Annotated in this window: 22 protein-coding genes; 6 read left to right on the top strand and 16 right to left on the bottom strand. The window is 38.1% G+C overall.

The annotated features are described in order from the left end of the window. Positions 1–148 precede the first annotated feature (148 nt). From QV04_RS11270 to QV04_RS03215, 3 genes are all read right to left on the bottom strand, one after another. Positions 149–241, bottom strand: coding sequence for a methionine/alanine import family NSS transporter small subunit (locus QV04_RS11270; RefSeq protein ID WP_039088854.1), 93 nt, complete (start codon positions 239–241; stop codon positions 149–151). Next, on the bottom strand, positions 238–1,752 hold the full coding sequence (locus QV04_RS03220; protein ID WP_039135698.1) for a sodium-dependent transporter: 1,515 nt from the start codon (positions 1,750–1,752) through the stop codon (positions 238–240). The genes QV04_RS11270 and QV04_RS03220 overlap by 4 nt, the downstream gene beginning before the upstream one ends. Positions 1,753–2,068: 316 nt before the next feature. After that, complete coding sequence (locus QV04_RS03215) at positions 2,069–3,493, bottom strand: sucrose-specific PTS transporter subunit IIBC (protein WP_065231500.1); 1,425 nt, start codon at positions 3,491–3,493, stop codon at positions 2,069–2,071. A gap of 207 nt (positions 3,494–3,700) precedes the next feature. Here QV04_RS03215 and QV04_RS03210 point away from each other — a divergent pair, with 207 nt between their 5' ends. Genes QV04_RS03210 through QV04_RS03200 form a run of 3 tightly spaced genes read left to right on the top strand, consistent with a single transcriptional unit; the run spans position 3,701 to position 7,114 of the window. After that, positions 3,701–4,618, top strand: a complete 918-nt coding sequence (locus QV04_RS03210) for an aminoimidazole riboside kinase (protein ID WP_065231499.1) — start codon at positions 3,701–3,703, stop codon at positions 4,616–4,618. Positions 4,619–4,639: 21 nt separating this feature from the next. Further along, the gene (locus QV04_RS03205) at positions 4,640–6,088 is read left to right on the top strand and encodes a glycoside hydrolase family 32 protein (RefSeq protein WP_065231498.1); all 1,449 of its coding nucleotides are present in this window, start codon (positions 4,640–4,642) and stop codon (positions 6,086–6,088) included. Positions 6,089–6,100: 12 nt separating this feature from the next. Next, complete coding sequence (locus tag QV04_RS03200; protein ID WP_065231497.1) at positions 6,101–7,114, top strand: LacI family DNA-binding transcriptional regulator; 1,014 nt, start codon at positions 6,101–6,103, stop codon at positions 7,112–7,114. A gap of 43 nt (positions 7,115–7,157) precedes the next feature. Here QV04_RS03200 and mnmA read toward each other — a convergent pair whose 3' ends face one another. The 10 genes from mnmA to QV04_RS03150 all read right to left on the bottom strand — a co-directional run bounded on the left by mnmA (position 7,158) and on the right by QV04_RS03150 (position 16,613). Continuing rightward, positions 7,158–8,312, bottom strand: coding sequence for a tRNA 2-thiouridine(34) synthase MnmA (gene mnmA, locus QV04_RS03195; protein ID WP_039086711.1), 1,155 nt, complete (start codon positions 8,310–8,312; stop codon positions 7,158–7,160). A gap of 355 nt (positions 8,313–8,667) precedes the next feature. Further along, positions 8,668–8,895 (bottom strand): (Na+)-NQR maturation NqrM, encoded by a 228-nt coding sequence (gene nqrM / locus QV04_RS03190; RefSeq protein ID WP_013745912.1) that lies wholly within the window; start codon positions 8,893–8,895, stop codon positions 8,668–8,670. Next, a complete protein-coding gene (locus QV04_RS03185; protein WP_065231496.1) occupies positions 8,895–9,956 on the bottom strand; it encodes an FAD:protein FMN transferase in 1,062 nt (353 codons plus the stop codon). Before QV04_RS03185 ends, nqrM begins: the two co-directional genes overlap by 1 nt. A gap of 84 nt (positions 9,957–10,040) precedes the next feature. Beyond that, positions 10,041–11,264, bottom strand: a complete 1,224-nt coding sequence (gene nqrF, locus QV04_RS03180) for an NADH:ubiquinone reductase (Na(+)-transporting) subunit F (RefSeq protein WP_065231495.1) — start codon at positions 11,262–11,264, stop codon at positions 10,041–10,043. 14 nt (positions 11,265–11,278) lie between these two features. After that, entirely contained in the window at positions 11,279–11,875 is a 597-nt protein-coding gene (nqrE, locus tag QV04_RS03175) for an NADH:ubiquinone reductase (Na(+)-transporting) subunit E (protein WP_017805503.1), read from the bottom strand. A gap of 3 nt (positions 11,876–11,878) precedes the next feature. After that, a complete protein-coding gene (locus tag QV04_RS03170) occupies positions 11,879–12,502 on the bottom strand; it encodes an NADH:ubiquinone reductase (Na(+)-transporting) subunit D (RefSeq protein ID WP_017805504.1) in 624 nt (207 codons plus the stop codon). After that, positions 12,502–13,278, bottom strand: coding sequence for a Na(+)-translocating NADH-quinone reductase subunit C (locus tag QV04_RS03165; RefSeq protein ID WP_017805505.1), 777 nt, complete (start codon positions 13,276–13,278; stop codon positions 12,502–12,504). The genes QV04_RS03170 and QV04_RS03165 overlap by 1 nt, the downstream gene beginning before the upstream one ends. Next, positions 13,271–14,509, bottom strand: coding sequence for an NADH:ubiquinone reductase (Na(+)-transporting) subunit B (locus QV04_RS03160; RefSeq protein WP_065231494.1), 1,239 nt, complete (start codon positions 14,507–14,509; stop codon positions 13,271–13,273). Before QV04_RS03160 ends, QV04_RS03165 begins: the two co-directional genes overlap by 8 nt. Positions 14,510–14,511: 2 nt before the next feature. Continuing rightward, the gene (locus QV04_RS03155; protein WP_065231493.1) at positions 14,512–15,852 is read right to left on the bottom strand and encodes a Na(+)-translocating NADH-quinone reductase subunit A; all 1,341 of its coding nucleotides are present in this window, start codon (positions 15,850–15,852) and stop codon (positions 14,512–14,514) included. A 452-nt stretch (positions 15,853–16,304) separates the two neighbouring features. After that, positions 16,305–16,613 (bottom strand): BolA family protein, encoded by a 309-nt coding sequence (locus QV04_RS03150; RefSeq protein ID WP_065231492.1) that lies wholly within the window; start codon positions 16,611–16,613, stop codon positions 16,305–16,307. Positions 16,614–16,797: 184 nt separating this feature from the next. Here QV04_RS03150 and QV04_RS03145 point away from each other — a divergent pair, with 184 nt between their 5' ends. Further along, positions 16,798–17,391 (top strand): YajG family lipoprotein, encoded by a 594-nt coding sequence (locus tag QV04_RS03145; protein ID WP_065231491.1) that lies wholly within the window; start codon positions 16,798–16,800, stop codon positions 17,389–17,391. A 57-nt stretch (positions 17,392–17,448) separates the two neighbouring features. Here QV04_RS03145 and QV04_RS03140 read toward each other — a convergent pair whose 3' ends face one another. Beyond that, the gene (locus QV04_RS03140; protein ID WP_065231490.1) at positions 17,449–18,096 is read right to left on the bottom strand and encodes a bifunctional 4-hydroxy-2-oxoglutarate aldolase/2-dehydro-3-deoxy-phosphogluconate aldolase; all 648 of its coding nucleotides are present in this window, start codon (positions 18,094–18,096) and stop codon (positions 17,449–17,451) included. Between the two features lie 224 nt (positions 18,097–18,320). Here QV04_RS03140 and QV04_RS03135 point away from each other — a divergent pair, with 224 nt between their 5' ends. Then, complete coding sequence (locus QV04_RS03135) at positions 18,321–20,468, top strand: TonB-dependent siderophore receptor (RefSeq protein WP_065233151.1); 2,148 nt, start codon at positions 18,321–18,323, stop codon at positions 20,466–20,468. A 53-nt stretch (positions 20,469–20,521) separates the two neighbouring features. Then, complete coding sequence (locus QV04_RS03130) at positions 20,522–22,279, top strand: ABC transporter ATP-binding protein/permease (protein WP_065233150.1); 1,758 nt, start codon at positions 20,522–20,524, stop codon at positions 22,277–22,279. 64 nt (positions 22,280–22,343) lie between these two features. Here the strand turns inward: QV04_RS03130 and asnA are convergent, their stop codons facing one another. Together asnA and QV04_RS03120 are read right to left on the bottom strand one after the other, a co-directional pair. Further along, positions 22,344–23,336: an aspartate--ammonia ligase gene (gene asnA / locus QV04_RS03125; protein WP_065231487.1), complete on the bottom strand. Its 993-nt coding sequence runs from the start codon at positions 23,334–23,336 to the stop codon at positions 22,344–22,346. A gap of 170 nt (positions 23,337–23,506) precedes the next feature. Further along, entirely contained in the window at positions 23,507–23,767 is a 261-nt protein-coding gene (locus QV04_RS03120; RefSeq protein WP_039172292.1) for a YfhL family 4Fe-4S dicluster ferredoxin, read from the bottom strand. Between the last annotated feature and the right edge of the window lie 207 nt (positions 23,768–23,974).

Genomic DNA, 23,974 nt, shown 5'->3' with positions numbered 1-23,974 from the left:
TGCAAGTCTTTTTTACAGATTTTTTTAATTTATTTTTTAATTGATGTTTTTTACAACAGTTTATCTATTCCATACTTTAGAAACAAAAGCCATATCTCCAACGAAAAACATTGAATTATATGGCTTAAACTTTTTTATTTTCAATTAGTTATTCTTTAGGTAATCGTTTAATGGAAATTAATAAACCACCCCAAATGATCACAAGCGAGATAATCATCATAATGATTGCTGTCGTACTCATTCTGTGTCCTCCTCAAATTTTTCTTCATTTTTCCAAGGTAAATGTGTTAATAGGAAGGCGACTACCACCAATCCGAATGCCATTCCCCAACCGAATATATCTACAAACCAGTTTGGATAACCTTCATAACCTTCGCGGAACACTTTTGCACCTTCAGTAAATAGCATAAACGCTAAAATACCTGTTGTAACAACGATACACAAACGCCAAATAAAGCCAACTTTGAAAGAAGAGGTTTTGTTAAGATGGTTTCCTAACAATCCTAATTTTTCATTGGACACAATAATAACCAATGAACAAAACGCTACCGCAACAATACCGAAGTAGTTAACAAACTTATCCATCACATCCAACATTGGTAACCCTGTTGTTGTACCGAATAAAGAAACAGAAAGAACCATCATCGGAATACCTACAATGAAGGTTGAAACAACACGTCCAAGTTTTAATTTATCTTGCACTGACGCAATAATCACTTCAATAACTGAGATAAAAGAAGTCAATGCGGCAAAAGTAAGTGAACCAAAAAATAGCACACCTAGTATTGAACCAAATGGTGCATTATTAATAATCGTTGGGAACGCAAAAAATGCTAAACCAATTCCGCCTTTTGCTACTTCGTGCACTTGTTGTCCACTTGCTACAGCCATAAAACCTAAAGCTGCAAAAACACCAATTCCAGCCAATAATTCGAAACTACTATTTGCAAAGCCAACCACCAATCCAGAACTGGTTAAATCTGAATCTTTCTTCAAATAGGAAGAATAAGTAATCATAATGCCGAAACAGATAGATAAAGAAAAGAAAATTTGTCCGTAAGCTGCAATCCAGACACTCGGATCGGATAATTTATCCCAATTAGGAGTAAATAACGCATCCAAACCTTTACTAGCTCCCGGCAAGAAAAGCGCTGAAATAACCAAAATCACAAACATTACCACCAAAAGTGGCATTAAAATGCTGGATGATTTAGCTATACCTTTTTGCACACCCAATGCTAATACGGCTAACGCCACCAACCATACCGCAATTAAAGGACCAACAACCATACCAACAAATTCAAAACTGACGCCTTGTGTAATATCGCCCATTTTAAGGAACTCACCAATAAAGAAATCTATCGGCTTATCCCCCCAAGCACCATTTATAGAAAAATAGGTATAACACGCTGCCCAACCAAGTACTACCGCATAATAGATTCCAATGATGACATTAACTAATACCTGCCACCAACCAAAAATCTCAAAGTTCTTATGCAAACGTCTAAACGCTAATGGCGCAGAACCACGGTGTCTATGTCCGATGGCATAATCCAAAAAAAGTAAAGGAATCCCTGCCGTTAACAATGCGATAATATAAGGTACAATAAATGCACCACCTCCATTTTCATAAGCGGTATAAGGAAAACGCCAAATATTCCCCAATCCTACTGCCGAACCAATAGCCGCTAAAATAAACGCTTTACGCCCCGAGAAAGTTTCTCTTGTTGTTTTTGCTGTATTACTACTCATTCCGCCCTCCTAAAGGACTTATCTTTATTTTGTTATAGGAAACCTTAATATAATCGAATAGTTATATTAGTCAACGCTATTTATTTGATAATAAAAGTAAAATCTTAAATATGATTTAAATTTATCTAGTAGAAAACACTAAAATAAAGTGGTAATTTTAGTGAAATAAACTACAAGTAGTTTCAATTAAGAACATATCACTATTTAAACCTGCTCTTTTTAGTGAAAAAAACTAACATAAAGTTAATTTTTTTTTATAAAAAAGATCAAGATAATTGTATTACCTTGATCTTTAACAACGCTAAAATCAGTAATTTTATTTTGCTTTACGTTGTGCTCTTAAGCCTAATAATAATGTTAGTGAGAAAGTGATCACAAATGAAATCAACATACCAATACAATATACAGCGATACTATCTGGTTTAATTGAAATAATGCCGGGTAAACCAGCTGCACCTAATGCCTGTGCTTTCGCATTAAACAAAGCGATAAACGCACTGGAAACACCAGAACCTACCATTGCCGCAATAAAGGGGTAACGATATTTAAGATTCACTCCAAACATTGCCGGTTCAGTAATCCCTAATAAAGCACTGATCCCGGATGGTAATGCAATTCCCTTCACTTTTGCATCTTTAATTAAGAACATCACCCCTAAACAGGCAGCTCCTTGCGCTACATTTGACATTGCTGCAATAGGAAAAATAAAAGTACCACCGGTATGAGCCATATCCGCCAATAATTGGGTTTCAATTGCAATAAAAGTTTGATGCATACCGGTGATCACAATTGGCGCATAGAAAGCACCAAAAATAGCACCACCAATAAAACCAGTTGTGTCATATAACCAAGTTAAGCCATCTCCAATTAAAAAGCCAAGTTTATGTGTAATTGGTCCGACAAAAGTAAAGGTTAAAATGCCGGTGATAAACAAGGCTAATAGCGGTGTTAATAAATTATCCAATACGGATGGAATAATTTTACGGAAACCATTTTCCAATCTAGCCAAAATCCACGTTGCCGCCAACACCGGTAATACTGAGCCTTGGTATCCCACTTTTTCGATATGAAAGCCGAAAATATCCCAATACGGAATATCACCTGAAAGACTCGCCGCGCTAAAGCCCCAGCCATTTAATAGATCCGGATGAACCATCAACATTCCCAATGCCGCACCTAAAAACGGATTACCACCAAATTTTCTGCTAGCCGAAAATGCCAATAAAATTGGCAAATAGACAAACGGTGCATTGGCAAAGGTATTAATCATTGCCGCAAGATCCGCCAAATTCGGATAAGCATCAATTAAGGATTTATCATCAATAAATAAACCTTGTGCGGTAAAAACGTTCGCTAACCCCATTAGCAAACCGCCAGCCACAATAGCCGGAATAATTGGCACAAAAATATCCGCCAATCCTTTTACTAAACGCTGCAACAACCCCTGTTTTTCAGCACTTAAATTAGCGACATCACTTTTTGTCATATCGCCTAATCCTAAAATTTCTGTCATTGCGGCGTGAACTTTGTTCACCGTACCTGCACCAAAAATAATTTGGTATTGACCTGCTACGGCAAATTGACCTTTCACACCTTCAATTTGTTCAATGCCTTCCTTATCCGCCTTACTTTCATCATTAAGGACTAAGCGTAAACGAGTGGAGCAATGTGCCGCGCCACTGATATTCTCTTTTCCGCCCAACTTCTCAATGAGCTCTTTTGCAATTTTTGGAAAATCCATAGGTTTTCTCTCCGGGTAGATTGGTTAAGTAATCAACAGCACGCATTATAGCTAAAACGTTTTAGTAAAATCCATTTTATTCATAAACCAGTTTTCATTTTTGTGATCCAGTTAACACTTTTTAATAGAAATCAACAAATAGAATTGCTCAACTAAAACGGTTTAGCTACAATTTTACTGTTCAAAAAACAACAGAGGATTTTACCGATGAATAGAGTATGGGTTTTAGGCGATGCCGTTGTCGATTTATTACCGGATGGAGAACAACATTATTTACGCTGTCCAGGTGGTGCGCCAGCAAATGTTGCCGTTGCCATTGCACGTTTAGGTGGTAACAGTGCTTTTATTGGCAGAGTTGGAAATGATCCTTTAGGTCTATTTCTGAAAACTACTTTACAGCAAGAACAAGTAAATACTGATTTTATGCATCTCGATGATAATCATCGCACTTCAACCGTGATTGTTGATCTCGACGAAACCGGTGAAAGAACCTTTACTTTTATGGTCAATCCAAGTGCGGATCAATTCTTACAACAATCAGATCTTCCACATTTCTCTGCCGGTGAATGGCTACATTTCTGTTCCATAGCTTTAATCAACCAACCATCACGCCACACCACACAACAAGCAGCACAGCAAATTAAACAAGCCGGTGGATTTGTTTCTTTTGATCCAAATCTTCGCCCTAGTTTATGGCCTTCACAACAACAAATGATTGATGAAGTGAACAAAATGATTGCTATCGCCGATGTCATTAAATTTTCAGAAGAAGAAATTTGTCTACTAAGCGGTGAGCCTGATCTGGGCTTGGCTATCCGTAAAACCCGTCAACAGTATCCAGATAAATTAATTTTAGTTACTCTCGGAGCAGAGGGTGCATACTATTTTTATCAAGCTATTGAAGGAAAAGTTGCCGGAAATAAAGTAAAAGTGATCGACACCACTGGAGCCGGTGATGCTTTTGTCGGTGGTATGTTGCAGGCATTAGCTCGACATCAGCACTGGCAACAACAAAATATTTTTGTCCAGGCGATTCAACAAGCAAATCTTTGCGGTGGATTAGCCACTACCGCCAAAGGTGCAATGTCTGCATTGCCAACAAAAACACAGCTTCAATCACAATAACTTTCTATCATTCGGGGGAAGATGATGATTTTTAATCAAGGCAAATATCGCAATCTATATGCAGCTAAAGAAAATGAATTAACAACATTAGCATCACAAGTGCAATGTGATCATCACCATCGTCCACAATATCATCTTGCACCTCCGACCGGTTTATTAAATGATCCGAACGGATTGGTTTTTGACGGTGAAAATTATCATATTTTTTACCAATGGTATCCGTTCGGTGCGCTGCACGGAATGAAACATTGGCAACATTATCGCAGTAAAGATTTTATCCATTTTCAACAGGCAGAGTTGCTTATTCCGGATCAACTATTTGAATCACACGGCTGTTACTCCGGCGGCGCGATTCTCTATCAAGATCAAATTGTCGCTTTTTATACCGGAAACACACGCCGTCAATCGGATAATCAACGTATTCCATTTCAAAATATCGCTATTTTTACTAAACAGGGTAAATTACTCGAAAAACGTGTTTTACTGCACGAGCCACCAGTTGGTTATACTGAACATTGCCGCGATCCGAAACCGTTCCTTACTGATGAAGGCAAAATTCGTTTTATTTTAGGCGCGCAACGCCAAGATCTTTCCGGCACAGCATTATTATTTGAAATGGATAATCTGAATGACACGCCAAAATTATTAGGCGAATTAGCTCTTCATCCCTTTGATAATAAAAATATTTTTATGTGGGAATGTCCTGATCTTTCTAAATTAAAAGATAAAGATCTCTTTATTTGGTCACCGCAAGGAAAGCAGCAGGAACAAGCCCAATTTCAAAATAATTATCACGCTACTTATTCCCTTGGCAAATTACAACATCTTGATTTTCAAGTAGAAATATTTTCCGAGCTGGATCAAGGATTTGATTTTTATGCGCCGCAAACTTTTTCCGGCTTAAATGATGACAGTAAAATCCTATTCGCTTGGTGCGGTTTACCTGATTTGCAGTATCCTACCGATCAATATCAATGGCATTCAATGCTAACTTTGCCACGTAAACTTTGGTTGCAAAACAACCAAATCTATCAACGTCCTGTGGAGCAGGTTTATCAACAGATCGGAACAATACATCATCATCAACAAGGAAAGATTGAAATTCCTTATCTGTCACAAAGTTACTTAACACTTGAAATCAACAACCAATCATTTGACTTACAATTATTCAAAAACGAACTGAATCAATATCTTGAAATAAGTTATCACAACGGAATTTTCTGTTTAAACAGAGAACATAGTGAACAATCTGAATCTATGCGAAAATGGGGTACAAAACGTTATTGTCGAATTAAAAATCTACAAAAGATTGAAATTTTTATTGATCATTCTATTATTGAAATCTTTTTAAATGATGGCGAAAAAGCAATGACTTCCCGTTTCTTTATTGAAAAGAAACAACCTCTATTATGGATATCTCCTTTAATCAAAATAGCAAGTGCCAAAGTTTCGCCAATTTACTTCGATTAAGGATTGAGGTTAATGAATATCAACAATAAACGGCTTACTCTCGCAGATATTGCAGAATTAAGTGGTGTTTCAAAAACTACCGTAAGTATGGTGCTTAATGGACACGGAAATAACTTTAGAATTAAGCCAGAAACGCAAGAAAAAATTTTAGAAATTGCTAAAAAACATCACTATAAGGCCAATAGTGTAGCAAAGGCGTTACAGGCACAGCGTAGTAACACTATCGGTTTAGTCATTCCTGATTTTTCTAATTTAGGTTTTGCCACAACAACAAAAACCCTAGAAAAGTTGTGTCGTGATAATGGATTACAACTGATCATCGCCTGTACCGATGAGGACGCTAAACAGGAATTAATTGCAATTGAGCGTTTATTAGATCGCCAAATTGATCTTTTAATTACAACACCAATTAAATCAGATGCACATTATTATCGACAACTCAATATCAATGTTCCGGTCATTCAACTCGACCGTTTCACCCAAAATAGCCTAACACCTTATATTGTGACGGATGATGAAAGTGCCGTCATTGAATTAATTTATACCTTATGTCAACAATATCATTTAGATGAGATCTACTATCTAGGAGGACAAGCTGAATTACGCCCTAGTACAGCGCGTCTTTACGGCTTTAAACAAGGATTGCAACGTGCGAATTTACAGTTAAATCCGGATTGGATTATACAAACTTCCTACTATGCTGATAGTGCCTACTTTGCTTTTGATCAACTGTATCAACGCTTAGGGCGTTTACCACAAGCATTATTTACTGGTTCATACGCATTATTAGAAGGGGTTCTTCGATGGCTAAATGAAAAACAGTTATTACATCATCTGTCTGATGGAACAATGCACCTTTCCACTTTTGATGATTATGAGTTGCTGAATTGTCTACCGTTCAAAATCAATTCTATTCAACAAAATCACCAAAAAATTGCTCATCAGCTTTTTGCAATGGTACAAAGTTTATTAAAACAAGAACCGGTAAAAAATCAGATCATTCCAGCAACCATTATTTGGCGATAAAACTTAAGGGGTTCATCACGAACCCTTTACGAAACTCATTACTTTAGGTTAGTCGCTGTTCAATAATACCACCACCTAAACAAACCTCATCCAAATAGAAAACTGCCGATTGTCCAGGAGTCACCGCAATTTGTGGTTCATCAAAACTAACTTCAATCAAATCATCATTTAATGGAACAATTTGACAAGGCACATCCTGCTGGCGATAACGTGTTTTCACTGTACAACGCAAAGGTTGTTTTAAAGGCTTACGATCAACCCAATGTAATTGTCCGGCGATTAACCCTCTAGAGAATAGGCGCGGATGGTTATGACCTTGCGCCACAATCAACTCATTATGTTGCAAATCTTTATCTACCACATACCAAGCCTCGTCGCCGGCATTTTTCAATCCGCCGATACGCAAACCTTTACGCTGTCCAAGCGTGTGATACATTAACCCCTCGTGACGACCTATAACGTCACCATCTACCGTACGAATATCCCCCGGCTGTGCCGGTAAATAACGAGCTAAGAAGTCTTTGAATTTACGTTCTCCGATAAAACAAATACCGGTAGAATCTTTTTTCTTAGCAGTAACCAAACCTAAATCTTCTGCAATTTGACGCACTACTGGCTTTTCTAATTCGCCTACTGGAAATAAACTTTGTCCGACCTGTTTATGGCTCAATGTGTAAAGAAAGTAACTTTGATCTTTATTATCATCCAAACCGCGTAATAACTGTGCATTCTCATCATCGCCACGACGACGCACATAATGCCCTGTGGCGATGTAATCCGCCCCTAAATCTTCGGCGGCATATTCCAAAAAGGCTTTAAACTTGATTTCTTTGTTGCACAGAATATCAGGGTTTGGCGTTCTTCCCACTTTGTATTCTTGCAAAAAATGTTCAAATACATTGTCCCAATATTCCGCAGCAAAATTAATTTTATGTAGTTTTATACCTAATTTATCACATACTGCTTGTGCATCAGCTAAATCTGCCGCCGCCGTACAATAATCTGTATCATCATCTTCTTCCCAATTTTTCATAAACAAGCCGTCCACTTGGTAGCCTTGTTGCTGAAGAATATAGGCGGAAACGGATGAATCTACACCTCCTGACATTCCGACAATCACTTTTTTCTGTTGGTTTTCTGCAAATTGTTGTGGTGATATTGTCATTAGATCAGTAAATGTTTTTGAAATTAATGCCATTATTTTTCCTTTGTTTTATGCTTACAACTATAAATATGCTATGAAATCCGCTTATCTTAAGAACTCTCAAACAAAATAGCAAACAATCACAAACATTGTCGTTATCTTTGTGTTAACGTGCAAACTTATAATTGATTTATTAAAATTATTCCCAAAACAATACAAACCACACCTATAAAAATAGATGATTCCGAGAATTAATCTATTTTGTATTGATGTTTGGAACGAAACAATTAAAAAAGGATATGCATACCGAATTATACATATCCATTAAGGCATAATGGAAAGCAATATTCTTTCCTTAATGTTATCGATTCACAGAACAACGCTTAATAGCATTACCTTATGAATTAAATTATAAAATGCGACCGGCTTCTTGCAGTTTTGCTTGACGTTCTGCTTCTTTTGCCATTCTGGCTTTACGTGCGTCACAAGGTTCTGGACAATCGCATACCTTTTCTAAGCCGAGTGAAGAGATACCGCCGCAGCTGCCGCTGATAGTTTTACGTTTAATGATATAACCGATTGCCATTGCAAAAATTACAACTACAAAAAAACCGAATGTAATCAAAAATAATTTCATTACTTCTCTCCTTCTTTATTATTGTACAACAATTTTGCAAATGCTGATGACATTTTAACCTCAAATCCTTTTTCTGTTTTAACAATCAGATAAATTGCAAGATTATCTTTTTCAGCCAGTTGCAATGCCTTTTCTGCACCAAGAACATATAGACCGGTTGCATAGCCGTCAGCAATCATACAGCTTGGATCAACTACAGTGATTGAAGCTAAATTATGTTGTAACGGATAACCAGTTTTAGGATCGATTTCGTGAGAAAAACGTTTTCCATTTTCCTCAAAATAATTACGATAATCACCGGATGTCGCCATAGATAAATTGCTTAATCCAACAATCTGTTCTACCGCACGAGAGCCATCAAATTCAGGTTTTTCAATAGCAATTTGCCACGCCTGACCTTTTTCATTCACCCCTTTAGTATGAATTTCACCACCAATTTCAACTAAATAATCGCTGACACCGATACTTTCCAAATAAGAAGCAACTTTATCAACGCCAAACCCTTTTGCAATTGAGGATAAATCAACATAAAGTTCCGGTATTTTTTTAATGAGTACCGGTTTTCCATCTATTTCAGAAACAGATAATTTATCGATACCTATCCACGCCTTACGTTTTTCAATTTCTTCCGATGCTGGTTCTTTATCCAATCGTTTTTCCGGCCCGAAGCCCCATAAATTAACTAATGGTCCAACCGTAACATCCAATGCACCTTCCGTTTTCTGATGTAACTGAATCGCCGCCTGCACTACTTCAGCAAAATCCTTAGACACCTCAAAAGGTTTATTTATCTCTTTACTGCGATTAAAACGACTAAGTTCAGAATCTTTCTGATAAGTTGACATCTGATTATTGACCTCCTTAAGCAGTTGGTCAATTTGCTGATGGGTCATTTCCGGTCCGGTATTTATGCCCTTATCCAAATACTTAATATGATAAGTGGTCCCCATTGTTTTACCGCTTAAGGTAACAATTTCGGGATCTTTTTGGCAGGCGGTTAAGCTGCTCACCAAGAGTAAGGCGATGGCCCAGCAGTAAACCGTTTTGACTTTTCTTAACATAAATCTATCGCTAATTTTCTGTGGCTAAAAATGGCTAAAGCGGTCAGAAATCTGACCGCTCTTTTTCTTTATTTAACAGCGTCATCAACCGCCAAAGTCATCTAATAAGATGTTTTCGTCTTCAACACCTAAGTCTTTGAGCATTTTGATTACCGCTGCGTTCATCACTGGAGGTCCACACATATAGTATTCACAGTCTTCTGGTGCTTCGTGATTTTTCAGATAGTTTTCATAAAGCACATTGTGGATAAAGCCGGTGTAGCCGTCCCAATTATCTTCTGGCAATGGATCAGAAAGTGCCACGTGCCATTGGAAGTTATCATTTTCGGCTTGGAGGGTGTCAAAATCATCCACATAGAACATTTCACGTTTTGAACGCGCCCCATACCAGAACGACATTTTACGTTTAGATTTCAAACGTTTTAATTGGTCAAAAATATGCGAACGCATTGGCGCCATACCCGCACCACCTCCGATAAAGACCATTTCTGCATCAGTATCTTTCGCGAAGAATTCACCGAATGGGCCAGAAATAGTTACTTTATCACCCGGTTTTAATGACCAAATATAAGAGGACATTTGACCCGGTGGTGCATCTGGGTTGCTTGGTGGTGGCGTTGCGATACGCACGTTAAGCATAATGATGCCTTTCTCTTCTGGGTATGAAGCCATTGAGTAAGCACGCACGATTGGCTCATCCACTTTTGACACATAACGCCATAGATTATATTTATCCCAATCTTCGTGGTATTCTTGTGGAATATCGAAGTCTTTGTAATAAACCGTATGTGGCTCAGCTTCAATTTGGATATAGCCGCCCGCACGGAATGGCACTTCTTCCCCTTCAGGAATTTGAAGTTTGAGTTCTTTAATGAAGGTGGCTTTGTTGTCGTTAGAAATAACGGTACATTCCCATTTTTTCACGCCAAACACTTCTTCAGGCAATTCGATTTGCATATTGTTTTTTACGTTTACCTGACAAGCCAGACGATAACCTTCTTTGGCTTCACGTTTTGAAATGTGAGAAAGTTCTGTTGGCAGAATATCACCGCCACCCTCGGTTACTTTCACCACACATTGACCACAAGAGCCACCGCCGCCACAAGCAGAAGAAACGAAAATGCCTTTACTCGCTAATGCACCGAGTAATTTTCCGCCAGCTGGCAAATGAATGGCTTTGCTTGGGTCGTGATTGATTTCAATAGTAATGTCCCCTGAATTAACGAGCTTTGATTTAGCAAATAAAATGATTACCGCTAAAGCAAGCACTAGCACAGTGAACATTGCAATACCTAAAATAATTTCCATTTAGTATCCCCTTCTTATAACTGAATACCTGAAAATGACATAAAGCCAAGTGCCATTAGCCCTACAGTGATAAAGGTGATGCCTAAACCGCGTAAGCCTGCTGGAATATCAGCATATTTCATTTTTTCAGTTAAACCTGCAAGTGCCACGATAGCAAGCATCCAACCTGTTCCTGCACCGATACCATAAACCACCGACTCGGCAAAGTTGTATTCGCGTTGTACCATAAAAGATACGCCACCGAAAATCGCACAGTTTACCGTAATGAGTGGGAGGAAGATCCCGAGTGCGTTGTAAAGAGCTGGGAAGAATTTATCTAGCACCATTTCAAGGATTTGCACCAATGCCGCAATCACCCCGATGAAGATGATAAAACGAAGGAAACTTAAATCAATACCTTCCACCAATGCCCCATCTTTTAAGATATGGGTATAAACGAGTTGGTTAGCTGGCACGGCAATGCCTAATACCACGATTACCGCAATCCCTAAACCAAAGGCGGTTGAAACTTTCTTTGAAACCGCAAGGAATGTACACATACCAAGGAAGAAAGAAAGTGCCATATTTTCAATAAAAATGGACTTAACAAACAGACTTAAATAATGTTCCATTGCTTATTTCTCCACCTGTTCTGGTTTCCAAGTTCTCAAGCCCCAAATGAGGAAGCCGATAATAAAGAATGCACTTGGTGCTAAAAGGAATAAACCGTTTGCTTGATACCAACCGCCATCTTGGATGGTTTGGAACACGGTCATACCGAAAATTTTGCCTGAACCAATTAATTCACGCAAAAAGGCAACGATAATTAAGATTGCACCGTAGCCGATACCATTACCTAAACCATCAACAAAACTTGCCAATGGTGGCTCTTTCATTGCAAAGGCTTCTGCACGACCCATTACAATACAGTTGGTAATGATCAATCCAACGAATACGGAAAGTTGTTTAGATAACTCATAAGCATAGGCTTGCAACACTTGATCCACAAGGGTTACTAATGATGCAATGATCGCCATTTGCACAATGATACGGATACTATTTGGAATGTAGTTACGGATACAAGAAATAAAGAAACTTGAACACGCCGTTACTAAACTCACCGCAATCGCCATTACAACAGCGGTTTCTAATTTCGTTGTTACCGCTAACGCTGAACAAATACCCAAAATTTGCAACGCAATCGGGTTGTTGCTCACCACAGGAGATAACAATAATTTTTTCATATTTGCATTAGCCATTAGTTAGCCTCCGCTCTAAGTTTATCTAAATACGGCCCAAAACCATTACGTCCAAACCAGTAATCGAAAGAACCTTGAACCCCTTTCGTGGTTAATGTCGCACCAGAAAGCCCATCAATACCGTGTTCTTTGTCTGCTGACGCACCTTTACCAATTTTAATGGCCACTTGATCTTGTGCATTAAAGAGTTTTTTACCCACAAAATGTCTCTGCCAGTTTGGGTTAGCAATTTCGCCCCCTAACCCTGCCGTTTCACCTTGTTCATAATAGGTAATACCTTTAATGGTATTCGCATCAGGAGCAACAGACACAAAGCCATACATTACCGACCACAACCCTGTACCATAAATTGGTAACACGATTTGTGAGGTTTTGCCTTGAGCGTCTTTCACTAAATAAACCTCAGCATATTTTGCCCGCACTTTAATTCCCGCTTTATCGTCTGCAGGGTTAATTGCGATGCTTTCCGCAGGGTCTTTCGCTGCCACGCGTGCATTGAAATTAGTGATGTTATTTACATAATCACCCGTTGCGAGATCCACAATTTTCGGCTCAATGTTTTTCGCATAAAGGTCTTTAATTTCTGCTCCTTTTGCTTTTGCAGGTAATAAGCCCGCTACACTGAGGATATTTTTTTGTTTATCTAATAATTTTTGCTCATTTTGCGTCGGTTTCAATCCAACCGCAGCGGTTGCGACAATAATTGAGCAAACTAAGCTGACTAAAACAACAACAAGGATTGTTCCGCCAACACTATCTTTATTAAACTTAGCCATTGCGCGCTCTCCGACGTTTGATATTTGCTTGAACAACCAGATAGTCAAAAATTGGGGCAAATAAGTTAGCTAATAAAATGGCTAACATCATACCTTCAGGATAAGCAGGATTTACCACACGAATAAGTACTGCCATCGCACCAATTAATGCACCATACCACCATTTTCCTTTATTTGTGAATGAAGCGGATACTGGGTCTGTTGCCATAAACAACATACCTAACGCAAAGCCACCCAATACTAAATGCCAATGCCAAGGCATTGAGAAAAGTGGGTTGGTTTCTGAACCGATCACATTAAATAAGGTAGAGGTCGCGATCATACCGAGCATCACGCCCGCGATAATACGCCAAGAAGCAATGCGTGCGAACACAATCACCGCTGCACCAATTAACAACGCAAGGGTAGAAACTTCCCCGATTGACCCTGGGATATTCCCTAAGAATGCGTCCATCCATTGAATTGGCTGACCTGTGGTAACTTGTTTTAATGCACCTTGACCGCCCGTTGCCCATTGTGAAAGTGCGGTCGCACCAGAGAAGCCATCAGCGGCAATCCATACAGAATCCCCTGAGATTTGTGCAGGATAGGCAAAGAATAAAAACGCACGCCCTGCTAAGGCTGGGTTCATAAAGTTTTTACCTACACCACCAAACACTTCTTTGGCCACAACAACCCCAAACGTTGTCGCTAACGCCGCTTGCCATAATGGCAATGTTGGCGGAACGATAAGGGCTAATAAAATAGAGGTTACGAAGAAACCTTCGTTGATTTCGTGTTTACGCACTGTGGCAAATAACACTTCCCAGAAACCGCCCACAAGGAATACGGTTAAATAAATTGGTAGGAAGAAAATCGCACCTAATGCCATTTTTGCTAGCACGCCAGCATCTTGTGAAACTAACCCTAATGCATTGGCTAAAGCAAAATGCCAGTCATTCGCCACATTTTGTGCCAAGTTCTGTGCAAAATCGCCCACTTTTAATGCAAGAATAGATTGCTCACCCACATTAAACATACCGTAGAACATTGCTGGGAATAATGCCAACCACACTAATACCATCATACGTTTAGAATCCAACGCATCACGGACGTGAGAGGCCTTCGCTGTTACTGTACCCGGTGTATATAAAAAGGTTGCCGTTGCTTCATAAAGGGCATACCACTTCTCATATTTCCCACCCGGTAAAAAAGCAGGTTCCATTTTCTCTAAAAGATGTTTTAAACCCATTTTTAACCTTCCTTCTCGATCTTATCTAAGGCTGCACGCAGCATTGGACCGTAATCATTTTTACCCGGACAAACAAATGTACAAAGTGCTAAATCTTCTTCGTCTAACTCTAAGCAACCTAATGCTTGCGCACTGTCCGTATCGCCCGCACTTAAATCACGCAACAACAAAGTTGGGATAATGTCTAATGGCATTACACGCTCATAAGCACCGATTGGCACCATCGCACGGTGTCCACCATTAAGTGCGGTGGTAAAATTGAATAATTTGTGTCCGAAATGACCTAACACAGTACGGGTGATAGAGTATTTGTTCGCCCCTGGCATAATCCAACCTAGGAACTCTTTCTCACGACCTTCTGCAATCACGGAAACCTGCAACGCATAACGACCTAAATAGTCCACCGCGCCAGCCGCTTTATGACCGCTTAACACTGAGCCAGAAATGATACGGTTTTCACCCTCTTTCAATTCACCTTGCGTTAATTGACTTAAATTCGCCCCTAGTTGTGTACGAATTAAACGCGGATTTTTCACCTGTGGGCCAGCCAATGAGATCACGCGACCGTTGTAAAGCTCACCTGTGGTAAATAGGCGACCAAATGCGATCACATCTTGGTAATTTAGATACCACACAGTTTTCGTTGCACTCACAGGATCGATAAAGTGAATATGTGTACCGCTCAAACCCGCTGGGTGTGGACCGCCGAAATCGTGAATGGATAAATTCGGTAAATCCACCGTTGGGATATTGCTGTCGCCCGCTTTACATAAATGCAATTTGCCTTCGTGTAAACGGCTTAATACGGTTAAACCATTGGTGAAATCTTCCCAATGGGCTTTTAACACCACTTCAGGATCAGCGGCTAATGGATTGGTATCCATTGCATTAACAAAAATTGAAGATGGCACAGCATCAACCGCTGGCACTTTACTGAATGGACGGGTGCGAAGTGCTGTCCAAAGCCCTGAAGCTTGTAGGTTTTTACGAACTTGCTCGGAAGTTAAACTTTTAAGCTCATCGGCGGAATATTTGTTAAAGGTAACCTGATCATCACCTTCGATTTGAATCACTACTGATTGCAACACACGCTTAGCCCCGCGATTAATCGCAGTTACAGTACCACTTGCAGGGGCAGTGAATAATACGCCCGGGTTCTTTTTATCTTCAAAAAGCACCTGACCTTTTTTCACCACATCACCTTCACGCACCTTCATTGAAGGACGCATTCCCACATACTCTTCGCCAAGCAAGGCAACTTCAGTAACGGCATTACCGTTATGGATTACTTGTTCTGGCTTCCCAGCGATAGGAAGATCCAAGCCTTTTTTAATCGTAATCATATTGTTTGCACTACTTTTTCGTTGGGTTAAACACAACAATTACCGTAATAGAGTAGGCATTACGGTAATCTCTCGTTTGAGTAGTTTCAAGCGAATTATTATTCTTTAAGCGATATAAGTGCAGTCAAAACTTCTATAAAAACAAATAGATAATTTTCTCCAACACACCAAGATACATAATTACACTATCCACTTAATTTTAAAACTCAAATCTGTATACTCCTTGTTCAGGTTATAAATCATAACCAAAACAATGATTTAAATAATTAGTCATACTATTGAATTAGGAGTGAACAAGGATATTTAAAACGGCTTATTGTAACCAAAAGCCCCCCTTTAATTCCAGTAAATGACCGCTTATTTTAAAAAAAATGTGAAAATTTTGATATATTTCAATAAAAAATAACCGACTTTTTATTTATAAATCAAATAAATACCACCTTATAAGTATATTACTTACCAACACCCATACAATTTGGTGAATTTGGAACTTGTTGTAAAGATTTCCACTCATCTGGATCATACAAATGCAATGCTAAAGCGTGTACACCTGCCGCCAACTGCTGTGCCAATAGCTGATAAACCAAACGATGGCGCATTACCGCCCGCATTGCTTGAAAACGCTCACTGACAATAATTAATTTAAAATGTGATTCATCACCTTTTCCGGAACTATGCATATGGCTTTCATTAATAATTTCAAAATGAAGAGGGGATAATTCTTGTTGCAATAAAACTGTCATCTGTTGCTGTTTGTTCATAAAAACTCCTAAACGTAATGATCTTCTGCAAATTGTGGAAAACTTTTCGCTAAAATATGATTATTCTTTTTGCTGTAAGAGGATAATTTACTTTGACTATTGATGATTCTTGTATGAATATACACTATTTTATAGCGATGTTTTCAACTTCACAAACTGATAACTAATGAAATGGGGCTTTATTATGTATAAATCATTAAAACGTTTTGTATCTGCCTGCGTTATTATTGCAGGTTTTCTACTTACTGCTTGTCAAGCACCACAAAACACTATCACGTTCACAGCGCCGGCAGCAGTTGGACCGTTTAATGCTCAAAACCAAAATAGTAGCGTCAGCGTTACTTCTCGTGATCTTCGTGGCAACCAAACTGTTTCTCAATATACTTATGATGGTCAACTTTATCCGATCTTTGCTCAGCCAAGCATTGCTGAAGTGTTCCAACAAGCATTACAACAAGATCTGAACAGCAAAGGTTTCCGTATTCTGCCGAATAACGCCCCAGCTGTAGTAACAGTTAATGTGAAACAATTCTATGCTAATGTAAACCAAGGCAATCTTCGTTATAAAATTGACGCTTCCGTACAGCTAACTATTCAAGTACAAAGCGCAAAAGGCGAATATAGCAAAAATATTGAAACTCACCGTTCTCAAGAAGGTGCATTCGGAGCAAAAACACCTGAAATTCAAAAAGTGCTAACTCAAGCATTCACCGATGCAATTAATGGAATTTATCAAGATCAAGATGTTTCCAATGCCATTATTCGTCTATCTCACTAATAAAAAATTCCCTTATCCATACAGGATAAGGGAACCACTATAATTCAAAATAATCTATTAGCTTCTTAAACTTGTTACTAACTCAACCGCCTCTTTCGTTAACTGAGTTACTTTAGCCCAATCGCCTGCCTCAACAGCATCATTAGGAATCATCCAAGAACCACCTACTGTTTTAACACAATTCACAGCAACATAATTTGCAACATTTTTTGGTGATACTCCGCCGGTAGGGCAGAAACTTAATTGAGGTAATGCTGCAGAAATTGCTTTTAATGCTGCCGCACCACCATTAATTTCTGCTGGAAAAAATTTAACATAAGAATACCCCTGTTCTAATGCTTGCATCATTTCTGATGGCGTTGCCGTACCCGGAATTAGTGGTACTTCACGTTCAGCTGCGTGTTTTAATAGTGCTGGTGTTGCGCCCGGAGAAATCACAAATTTTGCGCCTGCCGTCACCGCCTGATCATATTGTTCAGCCGATAATACGGTTCCTGCACCAACCAATGCATCCGGAACTTCTTTACTCAATAATTTGATTGCGTCCAATGCAACCGCACTGCGTAATGTAATTTCAAAAACGTTAATACCACCCGCCTGCAATGCTTTTGCCATCGGTAATGCATCTTCCAGTTTCTTAATCACCATTACTGGAATAACAGGAGAAGCACTGAAAACATCTTTCGGATCTAAATTCCAATTCATTGTAAATTCCTTTTGTTGTGAAAAATAAAAAAGCGTTTCAAAATTAACACAAGGCAACAAAAATTTATACTAGAAAACCACTTTTTTTGAATTCAGGTCAAAAAATTACAATATAAAATAAACAGAAATTATTCTCATTAATATTGAGTTGTATTTTTCTTTTCGTTATACTCCGCCTCCAATTTATTTATCCTATTTATTATCACCAATTTAAAAAATTTTTTATGAAAAAAAAGACAATTTTCTTTTATATTTTAATATGTTTATCTTCACCCCATATTGTTATTGCAGATTCAGACTTTTCTGATAACACATTAGAACAGGTCGAGGTCATAACGGAATTGGAGCGTTATAAAGCGACAAATAAACTTAAATCGGATGTTAATCTCAGTTTACTTGGACAACAAACTGCATTTGCTACACCTATTTCAGTCATAAATTATAATCAACAGGCAATTGAACAAACTGAAGCTCGTAATATTGTTGATGCTATTGCAAAAATGGATGCTTCAGTGATGAACTTTGGCGGTGAAACCAACACACTGAGTGGAATTTATGTTAGAGGTTTACAACTTGATGCTCGTCAATTCAGCGTAAATGGGTTAACCGGTTTATACTCCAGCTACAATTCTCCTCTTTCCGCCGTTGCTTCCGCACAATTAATTAAAGGTGCATCAACTGCCACTGTAGGTATGGATCCAGAAGGTTCATCCGGTGCTTCAGTCAATATTCAAACAAAACGAGCGACTGATACGCCGATTAATATATTAGGTATGGCGTGGTATAGTAAAGATCGCACACAGCCTTATTTTGATTTTGGTCGTCGCTTCGGCAACAATAAACAATGGGGTATAAGAATTAGTGGTTTATATCGTGACGGCGATACAGCACGAAAACATTTTAATGAACGAAATAGTGAGATCGCCATAGGTGCAGATTATCGTGGTGATAAATTACGAACTGCTATTGATTATATGCATACCAAAAGAGCAACTAAAGGCGGGCGTGCTCGTATACAGGATATTCAAGATCTTGATTTTGTATTAGCCCCTGCTCCGGACGGAGAAATTAATCTAATTCCTCATTGGTCTGGTCAAACAACGGAAGATCAAACCATAATGGCGACATTCGAATATGACCTACCATATCATACGATGCTTTCAGGTGGTATCGGGCATATGTCATCAAAATATTACGGTGCATTCGGACAAATCAGAATGGCGACTCCGCAAACTTATAATATCCAATCAATGAGGGCAATGAATTATAAAATTAATACAACTAGCGCCAATTTAAAATTACATGGTGATTTTAACACTCATATAATCAGCCATAATTGGAATATCGCTTGGGATAGTGTTATCCGGACTCGGGATTTCAAACAAAGCCCAGTGATTGACTACAAAAAAGATAAAACATTCAGAAATATTAATCTTTATAATCCTGTGTTCCCAAATTCACCAACATATAAAGCTTTAGTCCAATCTACGAATGAAAAAGTTCAAGCACACAGCATCGCTTTTGCTGATACATTAGGTTTTTTTGAGGATGAACTACGTTTAACAGTAGGCGGACGATACCAATGGATCAAACAAACCGACTATCAAAGCGACACTAAAGCAGACAATCACCGCTTTAGTCCGATGTTAACACTTGCCTACCAACCTACTTCCAACTTAATTTGGTATGCTAATTACTTGGAAGATCTTGAACCTGGTGCAGTTGATGAAGATGGAGTAATGTCCAAGCCACTAGTCAGTAAACAGATTGAATTAGGTGTACGTAAAAATTGGGGGGAACAATACACTACCACACTCAGTATTTATCAACTCTCGCGACCGGGAACAATTACTAGTAAAGCAGCTAATAACTATCAGCGTAAAGCTGGAGAACAACAAGGAAAAGAACGCAATCGCGGTATTGAATTTAATCTTTATGCCAATTTGTTGAATGGTTACTTACGCTCCAATTTAGGTATCAGTTATAACAAAGGTGAATTGCTCGATTATGCCAACTGGGCAGGGCAGATTATTGATGGAACTCAAGTCGCCAGCCCACGCATTATCGCTAAAGTCGGTATTGAATGGGATACGCCGTTTATTCATGGTTTAACTCTTAATAGTGCGATCCAATATTACGGCTCATCTTATCAAGATTACACCAAAAAATATAAATTCCCATCCTATACTACTGTTGATATAGGTGCTAAATATGCTTTCAAACTTCAACAGCAACAATTTATCCTTAAATTAGGTGTTGAAAATCTATTCAACAAACATTACTGGCAAGTTCAACGTGGTCGGTATGATCGAAGCTTCGCCGTGCTTGGTATGCCGAGAACATATTGGGCAAACATTGAGCTTTCTTTCTAACTTATACTTATACAGGTAAAGCCCTTTCTGAAAAAGGAAGGGTACATAAAAAAATGAATTGGCAAACCGAATTAAATACAAGTTTATCTTGGTTAATCAATGCGTTATTTTGGGTCTGTCTAGGATTATTCTTTCTTTCCCTAATCCTAAGATATACTTCATTTGGCAAAAAATTTTATTTGATAAATCAAGATTGCATTAAAAATTCGAATCACTATAAAATCATTTTTATGCTGATTGTACTTATTACTTTTATCCTATTAGAGGTACGAATCAGTGTATTAAATAGTTTTTTTTACAATGGGTTATATAGTTCTCTTCAAAATAAACAGGCTCAAGCTTTCTGGTTTTTTGCTTCAATCAATGCCCTGTTAGTTTTTATTAATATTCTTCGTTCTATTGTTAACAATCTCATCCGACAGATATTTGAAATTCGTTGGCTAGAAAAACTGAATGCCTCAATGCTTGAACGTTGGCTATCCCATAAAAACTATTATCGTCTTAAGTATGAATCAGACTTGCCCGACAATATTGACCAACGAATAGAACAGGATGCTAGAGATTTTGTTACCTCTACAATTGATCTAGTACGAGGTACAATTAACTCCATTATATCCACCATAGAATTTACAATTATTTTGTGGGGGCTTTCCGGTTTATTAGCGCTATTCGGTTTAGAAATACCTAAAGGTGTTGTCTTCTTTATTTACCTTTTTATTCTTGTCGCCACTGCCATTTCCGTTTGGATTGGATTACCATTAGTAAAATTAAACTTTAACAAGGAAAAACTACAAGGAAACTATCGTTATTCTCTTATTCGTTTAAGAGATCACGCAGAAAGCATTGCCTTCTACCAAGGAGAAAAAAGAGAACACAATTTACTAAAGCAGAAATTCCAACAAATTATCCGGAATCGTTGGCGCATTGTTTTAAAAATGTTGGGATTAGATGGCTTTAATACCGGCGTATCAGAAACAGCTAAACTTTTACCTTTAATGCTACAAGCCCCTCGATTTTTTGCTGGTCAAGTAACCTTAGGAGATATGCATCAAACAGTACAAGCTTTTAATCGCTTAATGAGAGCGCTCTCATTTTTTCGCCTCTTTTATGAAGAATTTACATTATATCAAGCAAGGTTAAATCGTTTAGTTGGTTTTTTCAGTAAATTAGAACAATTGGAAGCACATTATCCTTTTTATCCTATTACCTATAGCAATCAACTTAAATTAACAAACTTCGGTTTAAAAAATAGTTATGGAGAAATTTTTCTTAAAAATATCAATATAACATTAAATATCGGTGATTCTTTATTGATTAAAGGTGCATCCGGAACAGGAAAAACCAGTTTATTAAAAGCAATTGTCGGCATCTATCCTTTTGAAACATTAGGAGAAATAGAAATTCCCGTCTCAGGAGAAAAACTATTCTTACCACAACGCCCCTATCTGCCACAAGGTACACTTTATCAAGCCATCTGTTATCCAAATATTCAAACATCAGTGGAGCAAGTATGCACAGCAATGAAACAATGTAAGATGGACAAATATTTAACTCATTTACATCGGGAACTTGATTGGCAAGCAATTCTCTCACCTGGTGAATTACAACGTATTGCTTTTATACGAATTTTACTCAGCAAACCGACAGTAATTTTTCTAGATGAATCTACATCTGCACTGGATGAGCCAACAGAGTATTCCCTTTATTCACTCATCAAACAACAACTGCCACAGGCAATCATTATAAGTATCGGACATAGAAACACATTACAACAATTTCACCGACAATGCCTAAACCTAAATTTGATATAAAAAATAAGAGGAAACAAATTCATACTCTGTTTCCTCATTATTCTTCTTTTTCAATAATTATACATTAAAGAATATTTTCAAATTCCTCGAAGACCTGTTGTGGCCATACACTTGATTGCACTTCACCAATATGCTTTTTGTGCAATAAAAACATTACCATACGAGATTGACCGATACCGCCACCAATTGTTTGCGGTAATTTCCCATTAATTAAATCCTGATGCCAAGAGAATCTTAAACGATCTTCGTCACCTGTAATCGCCAACTGGCGACGTAATGCCGTTTCATCCACACGAATCCCCATTGAAGAGAGTTCAAACGCAGAGCCTAATTCTTCATTCCAAACTAAAATATCACCGTTTAAGCCTTTGTAATCGCCTTCTGACACGGTTGTCCAGTCATCATAATCCGGCGCACGCACATCGTGTGGTTTGCCATCAGACAATTTTCCACCGATACCGATTAAAAATACTGCACCATATTCTTTGCAAATCGCATTCTCACGTTGTTTATCTGTCATTCCCGGATAACGTTGTACAAGATCTTCAGTATGAACAAAAGTAATCTCTTTCGGTAAAGTTGTAGCAATATGGAAATGTTTTTCTACTAAGGCTTCAGTTTCGCGGATTGCACGATAAATTGAGCGCACAGTATCTTTTAAATAATCCAACGTACGTAATCCCTCCGGAATAACGCGCTCCCAATCCCATTGATCAACATAAACAGAGTGAGTGCGATCCAATGAATCTTCATCCGGACGCAACGCTTTCATATGTACAAATAGCCCTTCACCCGGTTTAAAATCAAAACGACCTAATGTATGACGTTTCCATTTTGCTAATGAGTGAACAACTTCAAAAACTTCACCCTCGATCTGTTTTACTTTAACCTGTACCGCTTTCTCTTTTCCGGAAAGGTTATCCTGAATACCGTTTCCCACTTGGCTGAGAATCGGCCCTTGCACCTCAACCAAGCCTAAATGTTCCGCTAATTTTTCAGTAAAAGTGTTTTTAACAAAACTAATCTCTTGTTGTTGTAAAATAAATGACTTTTTCATAATAGATTCTCTTTCTTCTTTTTATCCCATACACACATAATACAAAGCATTACACTTTAATGCTGTGTATTATTCAATAAATAACAAATTTAGCAAAAACATTATTGTATTTGAGATAATTTAATTAGAATTTATTTAAAAAATTAAGATTTTTTTAGATCTTTTCTAACTTAGAGCTTTTCAGCGTGATGGATAAGGACAAATCGCTCCCACAATTCATCTTGAGATTCTCTATGATCAGGATCAGAAATAATACAACTATTGATTGGGCACACTTTTTGGCAGGTTGGTGTTTCATAATGCCCTACACATTCTGTACATAGCGCCGGATCAATCACATAAATCTCTTCACCAACAGAAATTGCATTGTTCGGGCACTCCGGTTCACACATATCACAGTTTGTGCATTTATCCGTAATTAATAATGCCATAAATTCGACAAACTCCCCCTTTCACTTTCGTTCAAAAATTGATTATTGTACACTGTTCGTCCATATTTTTATAACCGCTTTTTAAACGATTTATTTTATTCACAAAAATAAATCAAATATTACTCAAATAATTTTGATCTAACCCACACTTTTATCACAATGAGCTGTTATAATAATCGCACTATTTGAATTCAGAAATCACTCCTA

The organism is Gallibacterium genomosp. 1 (assembly GCF_001678575.1).
Classification (GTDB): domain Bacteria; phylum Pseudomonadota; class Gammaproteobacteria; order Enterobacterales; family Pasteurellaceae; genus Gallibacterium.
This window is presented reverse-complemented; position numbering and strand designations above follow the sequence as displayed.

Bases quoted from the DNA above. Each gene is read 5' to 3' on its own strand.
- QV04_RS11270 (WP_039088854.1), bottom strand. From the start codon at position 241: ATGAGTACGACAGCAATCATTATGATGATTATCTCGCTTGTGATCATT.
- QV04_RS03220 (WP_039135698.1), bottom strand. From the start codon at position 1,752: ATGAGTAGTAATACAGCAAAAACAACAAGAGAAACTTTCTCGGGGCGT.
- QV04_RS03215 (WP_065231500.1), bottom strand. From the start codon at position 3,493: ATGGATTTTCCAAAAATTGCAAAAGAGCTCATTGAGAAGTTGGGCGGA.
- QV04_RS03210 (WP_065231499.1), top strand. From the start codon at position 3,701: ATGAATAGAGTATGGGTTTTAGGCGATGCCGTTGTCGATTTATTACCG.
- QV04_RS03205 (WP_065231498.1), top strand. From the start codon at position 4,640: ATGATGATTTTTAATCAAGGCAAATATCGCAATCTATATGCAGCTAAA.
- QV04_RS03200 (WP_065231497.1), top strand. From the start codon at position 6,101: ATGAATATCAACAATAAACGGCTTACTCTCGCAGATATTGCAGAATTA.
- mnmA (WP_039086711.1), bottom strand. From the start codon at position 8,312: ATGGCATTAATTTCAAAAACATTTACTGATCTAATGACAATATCACCA.
- nqrM (WP_013745912.1), bottom strand. From the start codon at position 8,895: ATGAAATTATTTTTGATTACATTCGGTTTTTTTGTAGTTGTAATTTTT.
- QV04_RS03185 (WP_065231496.1), bottom strand. From the start codon at position 9,956: ATGTTAAGAAAAGTCAAAACGGTTTACTGCTGGGCCATCGCCTTACTC.
- nqrF (WP_065231495.1), bottom strand. From the start codon at position 11,264: ATGGAAATTATTTTAGGTATTGCAATGTTCACTGTGCTAGTGCTTGCT.
- nqrE (WP_017805503.1), bottom strand. From the start codon at position 11,875: ATGGAACATTATTTAAGTCTGTTTGTTAAGTCCATTTTTATTGAAAAT.
- QV04_RS03170 (WP_017805504.1), bottom strand. From the start codon at position 12,502: ATGGCTAATGCAAATATGAAAAAATTATTGTTATCTCCTGTGGTGAGC.
- QV04_RS03165 (WP_017805505.1), bottom strand. From the start codon at position 13,278: ATGGCTAAGTTTAATAAAGATAGTGTTGGCGGAACAATCCTTGTTGTT.
- QV04_RS03160 (WP_065231494.1), bottom strand. From the start codon at position 14,509: ATGGGTTTAAAACATCTTTTAGAGAAAATGGAACCTGCTTTTTTACCG.
- QV04_RS03155 (WP_065231493.1), bottom strand. From the start codon at position 15,852: ATGATTACGATTAAAAAAGGCTTGGATCTTCCTATCGCTGGGAAGCCA.
- QV04_RS03150 (WP_065231492.1), bottom strand. From the start codon at position 16,613: ATGAACAAACAGCAACAGATGACAGTTTTATTGCAACAAGAATTATCC.
- QV04_RS03145 (WP_065231491.1), top strand. From the start codon at position 16,798: ATGTATAAATCATTAAAACGTTTTGTATCTGCCTGCGTTATTATTGCA.
- QV04_RS03140 (WP_065231490.1), bottom strand. From the start codon at position 18,096: ATGAATTGGAATTTAGATCCGAAAGATGTTTTCAGTGCTTCTCCTGTT.
- QV04_RS03135 (WP_065233151.1), top strand. From the start codon at position 18,321: ATGAAAAAAAAGACAATTTTCTTTTATATTTTAATATGTTTATCTTCA.
- QV04_RS03130 (WP_065233150.1), top strand. From the start codon at position 20,522: ATGAATTGGCAAACCGAATTAAATACAAGTTTATCTTGGTTAATCAAT.
- asnA (WP_065231487.1), bottom strand. From the start codon at position 23,336: ATGAAAAAGTCATTTATTTTACAACAACAAGAGATTAGTTTTGTTAAA.
- QV04_RS03120 (WP_039172292.1), bottom strand. From the start codon at position 23,767: ATGGCATTATTAATTACGGATAAATGCACAAACTGTGATATGTGTGAA.